A 6,665-nucleotide genomic window follows, 5' to 3' on the forward strand; every position below is an offset into this window, starting at 1 on the left:
CTATTTTTAAAGAAACAAAAAAACGTCTGACGCTTGCCACGAAGTCATAGCCAAGACCGTTGTAACACATTTGAATAAAATTATTTACATATTGATCCTAATCGGACTTTCCAGCTGTTCTGAACCAGTTAAAAAAGAAATAGTCAAAGTAGAATCAAGACTCCTAGTGGTTTATGAATTCGACACAATTACGCGTATAAACGACTATAAACTGACAATAAAAGAAAAAGATAGTTTTACCCGATACGAATACCAGAACCTTGTGGATTCTACTAAAAATATGGATTTTCATTTTGTGAAGAATTCTAACAAAATCCATTTTGGACCCGAAGAATTTAATCTTGAAGAGAAAAATATTATCAAAAACAAATTGAATTTTGATAGATATGAAACTGAACCTATTCCAGACGCAATGGGTTCGCTTTATTTCAATCAGGATTATGGAATTTTAGGATTTGATAATGGTTGGGGAATGCAATTTCATTATCTCACGAAAGAAAATAAAGAACAGTTCAAATTACCGCTATTTTATAAAATGGATGAATTAGACGAGTAAAAAACGTGTTACAACAACGGCTATAATTCAGCGCCGTTTTAGAACTTCCCTTAAAATTCCTACATTTAATCAAAACAAAAGTTGGCTTAAATATTTCAAGGCCAGGGCTCACTTTGCCAGCGCTAATCTCTACCGCTAACCGCGGTAGATCAGCCGCATAGCTTCGCCCCAATGCCGCGCCGCAATCATAGCCAAGACCGTTAGGCACAAGCATAAAAACATGAAAGCATCATTTATTGTATTGATACTTTTATTATTTGTTTCTACCCAATGCATAGCTTGTATTTGTAAGGTTCCTTTGGAATTAAAAGCACTTCAGGAACATGAATATAAATTCTCTGATGGTATTTTTATTGCTAAAGTCACCGAAATAGACTCCTCTACGAGTTCATTTCAATTTATCGTTTTAGAATCTCTTAAAGGGGAAAATTATAGTCGGAAACTCAAAGGAACATTCAAAGGTGATTGTACCCCTAGTATTCGACATAAAGGAAAATGGATATTATATGGACAATTTGACAACGATAATATCTTCAGAATCAATGCTTGTGGATTAACCCGAAGCTTTAAACACCCTTACTCCAACATTAGAGCCACCAAAGGCCCTCCACCTCCTCCACCAAGAGAACCCATAAATGATTCAGCCATTAAGACGCATAAGAAACTAACTAAAAAATGGTTTAAGGAGAATGTTCCTAAATCGAAACGCGATTTGGCAATTGAAATAAAAAAGCTAAAAACTAAAAATTAAGAAATGCCAGTGCCTAACAACGGCTATAATCCAGCGCTGCTTTAGTACTTCCCTGAAATTTCCTACATTTAAATAAAACAAGGAACTGGCATGAATAGGGTAGAGGCCAAGGCTCCCTTTTTCCGGCGCTAATTTTTTCTGCAAAGTGCAGAAAAGCCAAAACGAAGCTCGCCTTTAACGCCGCGCCGAGATCATAGCCAAGACCGTTGGCATTAATATTAAAAAATCTTCAGAATTGAAAATTACTAACCCAAATGTTTGAAGGAGTTAAAAACGGAGCAGGGCTAATTTCCGCGTCCTTTAAGACATTTCGACAATATCCAATTTTAGCATTACCAATCTTTGTTGTTTGGCTCATTTATGCCCCTTTAATAATCTATTTTAAATGGGACTTTAAATGGGACATGTATAATAATAAAGCCCAGTTTATGATTCTTTTTTTAATCATTTATTTTTTGGCTTTTATTCTTTCCATTTCATGTTCGGTAATGTTAGAATTATTACAACAAAAGGAAACCGGAAAGAAATTGAATCTAGCAAAAGCACTTCTTATTACATTTTCCTACAACCTAGTCCCAATAATGTTGCTCTCGTTTGTATGGAGTTTTATTTGGTTCATTTTAGTAGTTATAAAGATTTTCATTAAAGATAAAAGTAGTCAGTCAGAGGAAAAAAGTGCTGAGAATGTAGCTCGTACCTTAGCAGGTACTAATGATTCCTTTGGAACATTTTCAATCGACTTATTATTAAAAGGCATAAGAATGGTTGTTTTTCTGATTATTCCTGCTTTTGCTTGGGAAAATAAAGGTATACGGCAATCATTTCGTCGGGGTTTTCAGATTCTAGGGGAAAGAAAATCGGAATTTTTAGGTGGTTTTTCGCTTTCATTGGCTATGGAATTTATAATATTTCTTCCCGCTGGCATAATGTTTTATTTAAGTAATAAGGGAATGGAATTTCCAGATTGGAGTTGGTTTATTTGTATTTTTTATGTCGGGTTAGCATGGAGCTATTCAATTTATTTGGAACAAATGTTTGCAGCTGAATTGTACTTATGGCAAATGACTTACGAAAAAGAAGTGGAGATTTGGACAAGTAAAAAAAAGAAATTAAAGGGGTTTAAAGACGAATATCCAGATTTCGGAAAGATTCGAAGACCTTCGATAATTGATAATATTCCTGACCTGAATCCATAGAAAAATACTAATGCCAACAATGTGTATAATTAATTGCTGCGGAATCCCCTCACCGGAAAATCACACGTATTAATTATCTTAGCCAATCGCGGAATGTTTCTCATGAACCATTCCGCAACTAATCATACACCAGACCGTTGTACCACATTAAAAACCAACCAATATGAATAGAATAATTTCAATTTTTATAGTAATTCTTATTTGTTCACAGTCCTTCGGACAAAAGCCAAGAGCTAGAGATTTAGGAATACCACTAGATGGAAAAACTGGAAAACTTAATGCAATTACGGATATTAAGGGAATTGAGGTTGGTCATACAACATTAATATCAGGCGAAGGTAAATTAGTTGTTGGGGATGGTCCAATTAGAACTGGAGTTACGGCTGTATTGCCGAGAGGTAAAGAATACGACCCTGTTTTTGCGGGATGGTATAGCCTTAACGGAAATGGAGAAATGACAGGCACTACTTGGATTGAAGAGTCTGGCTTTTTAGAAGGCCCCATAATGATAACAAATACTCATAGTGTTGGAGTTGTAAGAGATGCAGTAGTTGAATGGCAATTTAAAAACAAACATTTTGACCCGCTTCCGAATGAACCCGACATTTTTTGGGCTTTACCAGTTGTAGCCGAAACCTATGATGGAGACCTAAACGATATTAATGGGTTTCACGTAAAAAAAGAACACGCTTTTTCAGCTTTGGACAATGCTAAATCAGGTACAGTAACAGAAGGAAATGTGGGAGGTGGAACTGGAATGATTTGTCATCTTTTTAAAGGGGGAATTGGAACATCTTCTCGTGAAATAACTATTGATTCTACCACTTACACACTCGGCGTTCTCGTTCAAGCTAATTATGGTGGTCGTAAATCATTAACCATTGCAGGTGTTCCTGTAGGAAAAGAAATCACTGACCAAATGCCACTTTGGAACCCAATCAGGTCTGAAGAAGATAGAGGGTCGATAATAGTTATTGTTGCAACAGATGCACCACTACTTCCACATCAATTAAAAAGGCTTGCTCGTAGAGTTCCGATAGGAATTAGTCGTTTAGGTGGTTATGGCGGCAATGGCTCTGGAGATATTTTTATTGCGTTTTCTACAGCCAATAATAAGGCAGCCGATAGAGAAAAAGACCAGATGGTTAAAATGATACCTAATGATAAAATGTCCAGGCTTTTTGAAGCAACAGCACAAGCAACAGAAGAATCGATATTAAATGCATTAGTGGCTGCTGAAACAATGATTGGCAAAAACAATACGACTGTATACGAAATGCCAGAAGAAAGAGTCATTGAAATTTTGAAAAAGTATGGAAGAATCAAAGAATAACGTGGTACAACAATGGCTATAAGTAATTGCTTATTCTCGTCTACTTTGGAAATTCCACAGGAATTTCCAACTTGGTGTGTACTTGCAAAGTTAAGTGCTAACCCACGCAACTACTCATAGCCGAGACCGTTGTCATTAATTATAAAAAAGTAATGCTGGAAAAATTATTCAAAGGAAATATTTATACAGACTTGATTTGGCTATTTTTTGGTATAGCTGGTGTAATAAATTTCTATTTAAAAGGAAGTTATTTAGAAACTGGAGTATTCGCCCTTCTTGCCATTCTATACATCTTAAAAATATTTAAACCGGTAATAAAGAAAAATAAAACTTGAATTAATCTAAAGATTTATGCTCAAACGTAATTTATCTTCCATCCTAGTTATAATTGCAATGGCACTGATTATTTTAGGTTATGATTTTTCAAATAACCTCTGGTCTAGACAGTTTTTCATTTTTTTAGTTGCGTTGCTAGTACTTATTGGCTCTTTAATTGCAATTTTCATGAATGAATCTAAAAAGAACGATTGAACGATATTTATGGATAGATTTATCTTATAAACTTCTTATTCGGGTGGAAAACTAAATCGGAAGGAAAAAACTAATGACAACAACGGCTATACTTAAGTGCCACATCCAGTCTTCCGAAAAATTCCTACTTTTAATATAAACAAAGCCTGTACCTAATTATTTCGGTCGGCGTAGCACCTTGCCAGCGCTAATCTTTTCCGGAAAGCCCGGAAAACCAACCGCGAGTACAACGCCGTAAAGCAGCGCCGAAAGCATAGCCGGGACCGTTGTACGTAATTTAAAAATGAACCGCCCCAAAATAGCGATTAAGAAAAGTAAGTTTGATAAATCCATAGAGATTCTAAGCTTTCTGATGTTAGTTGGTTCAGTAGCTATCATCTTAATTTATTCTAGCCAATTACCAGAGAAATTACCAATCTATTTTAACACACCACTTAAGGACTCTGATGGATTCGGGAACAAGAGTTTATTGTGGGAATTACCAATAATTCTAGGTATAATTGTTTTTATCATTTACAAATTAAGTCAGTACCCTTGGATCTTTAATTACCCAATAAAGATTAAGCCAGAAAATGCAGAATACAATTACAAACTGTCATCACAGATGTTAAGGGTATTAGGCTTTGCTATAAGCTTTACTTGCTTTTCTCTTACTTTAACATCAATCCTAAATGGGTTGGGATATTATGAAGAACTTGCAAGTTATTTATCCCCATTTATTATAGGGCTATTGTTTGGAATACCAATTGTTTATATGATTCTAATTTTAATTAAAAAAAACTACGTACAACAACGGCTATAATTCAGCGCTACTTTAGAACTTCCTTGAAATTTCCTACATTTAAATAAAACAAGGAACTGGCTAAAATGTGAAACGGTCAGGGCTCGCTTTTTCCGGCGCTAATTTTTCCTGCAATGCAGAAAACCCAACGCTGAGCTTGGCCCTTAACGCCGCGCCGAGATCATAGCCAAGACCGTTGTAAAAAATAATTAAACATAGACCAGAAAAATATGAAAAAGAAAATTCTAATTCATAGCGTACTAATATGCTTTGCTTCATATGGTCAAGAATATTCATTTATTCCTGACAGTTTAAAATTACTTCCCATACAAGAACTGGTAAAAAAAGAACCACCTGCAGATTTTGAGCCAGTATATTATGAAAATGGGACAAAAGCGTCTTTTAAAGATGTATTGCCATTAATAATGGAACAAAAATTAATGCCTCAAATGTTTGTTGCTGAAAATGGAGAATACAAAGCCTTGGTTGTTAAAAGCCTTCTTAAAAATGAGGACATAAGAATTGTATATGATAACATTCCTGAATCATTGGAAAAACAAGGTTATTCTTATGGTAACCCTGACAGTGATACTATAATCATAAATATTATGGGAGGGCCTGAAAATTACCTTACAACGTATGGATTTGAAGCTAGATATAGTATTACAGGTGGAATAGATGAGAACAACTATTTTCTAATCAATATGCGCGAATCACAAACACTACAACCTGAAGAAACAGAAAAGGAGGAGATATCGTGGGAACAGGCAACAAATTATAATGAAAAAACGACTCAAACGCTATTTGAGCTCATAAGTTTTTTTAAGTCACAAAAGAAAAAAGTATATGTTGTTGGTGGGTCTTATGGCTCATTTGTTGCCTTAAATTCTCTATTTAAGCATAAGAATATTGCAGATAAATATCTTTTATTCGTAGGCAGATTAGATATGACTGAAGAAGTCAGTGAGGCTTATTCTAAAGGATTTAAAGCAAAATTTGAATCCGATGGTATCACACCCCAAATTGGTGAGAAATCAGACAATATTTACACTGTTAATATGCGCAAAATAGCCTCTGCGATAAGTAGAGACGAAAAATATACCGAATTACTAAAAGACATCGACCTCTCTAATCTCATATATATCTATATCGAAAATGACCAAAGTGTTGGAAAACTAACTCAACATGAAATTGAATTTCTTGAGTCTAAAAATGCCGAGGTGATTAGTGTAAAAGGAGAGCATGGCAATTGGATAGAACATTTAAAAATGGGACTTCAACTGTTGTCTGATAAATAAGTGTCTTCCAAAAATTACTTTTTACAACAACGTATATAAAAAATAGCGGTATACCTGATTAAACAAAAGATAAATAATAAAATAAAGGTCAGTTATAAACTGAAAATATAGCGTGAAGAATCCGCTACTTTTCATATACAAAACCGTTGTGGTTAATGTACAAGAACCAAGAAATTGAATGAACAAAACGATATTTGAGATTACCAAAATGGATTGTCC

The 6,665-nt window shown here is 34.7% G+C and carries 6 protein-coding genes; all 6 read left to right on the top strand.

Annotated features, from left to right (window positions below; genetic code table 11):
• The first annotated feature begins 91 nt into the window (after positions 1 to 91).
• The 6 genes from AB8P51_RS14980 (at position 92) to AB8P51_RS15005 (ending at position 6,446) form a co-directional block, all read left to right on the top strand.
• Complete coding sequence (locus AB8P51_RS14980; protein ID WP_369749688.1) at positions 92 to 556, top strand: hypothetical protein; 465 nt, start codon at positions 92 to 94, stop codon at positions 554 to 556.
• A gap of 220 nt (positions 557 to 776) precedes the next feature.
• Positions 777 to 1,307: a hypothetical protein gene (locus tag AB8P51_RS14985; RefSeq protein WP_369749689.1), complete on the top strand. Its 531-nt coding sequence runs from the start codon at positions 777 to 779 to the stop codon at positions 1,305 to 1,307.
• A 254-nt stretch (positions 1,308 to 1,561) separates the two neighbouring features.
• On the top strand, positions 1,562 to 2,503 hold the full coding sequence (locus tag AB8P51_RS14990; protein ID WP_369749690.1) for a hypothetical protein: 942 nt from the start codon (positions 1,562 to 1,564) through the stop codon (positions 2,501 to 2,503).
• Positions 2,504 to 2,666: 163 nt separating this feature from the next.
• Entirely contained in the window at positions 2,667 to 3,836 is a 1,170-nt protein-coding gene (locus AB8P51_RS14995; protein ID WP_369749691.1) for a P1 family peptidase, read from the top strand.
• Positions 3,837 to 4,650: 814 nt separating this feature from the next.
• Positions 4,651 to 5,169 (top strand): hypothetical protein, encoded by a 519-nt coding sequence (locus AB8P51_RS15000; RefSeq protein ID WP_369749692.1) that lies wholly within the window; start codon positions 4,651 to 4,653, stop codon positions 5,167 to 5,169.
• 209 nt (positions 5,170 to 5,378) lie between these two features.
• Positions 5,379 to 6,446 (top strand): hypothetical protein, encoded by a 1,068-nt coding sequence (locus AB8P51_RS15005; protein ID WP_369749693.1) that lies wholly within the window; start codon positions 5,379 to 5,381, stop codon positions 6,444 to 6,446.
• Positions 6,447 to 6,665 lie beyond the last annotated feature (219 nt).

Origin of the sequence: Muriicola sp. SD30, assembly GCF_041205185.1 — a bacterium.
Classification (GTDB): Bacteria; Bacteroidota; Bacteroidia; order Flavobacteriales; family Flavobacteriaceae; genus Muriicola.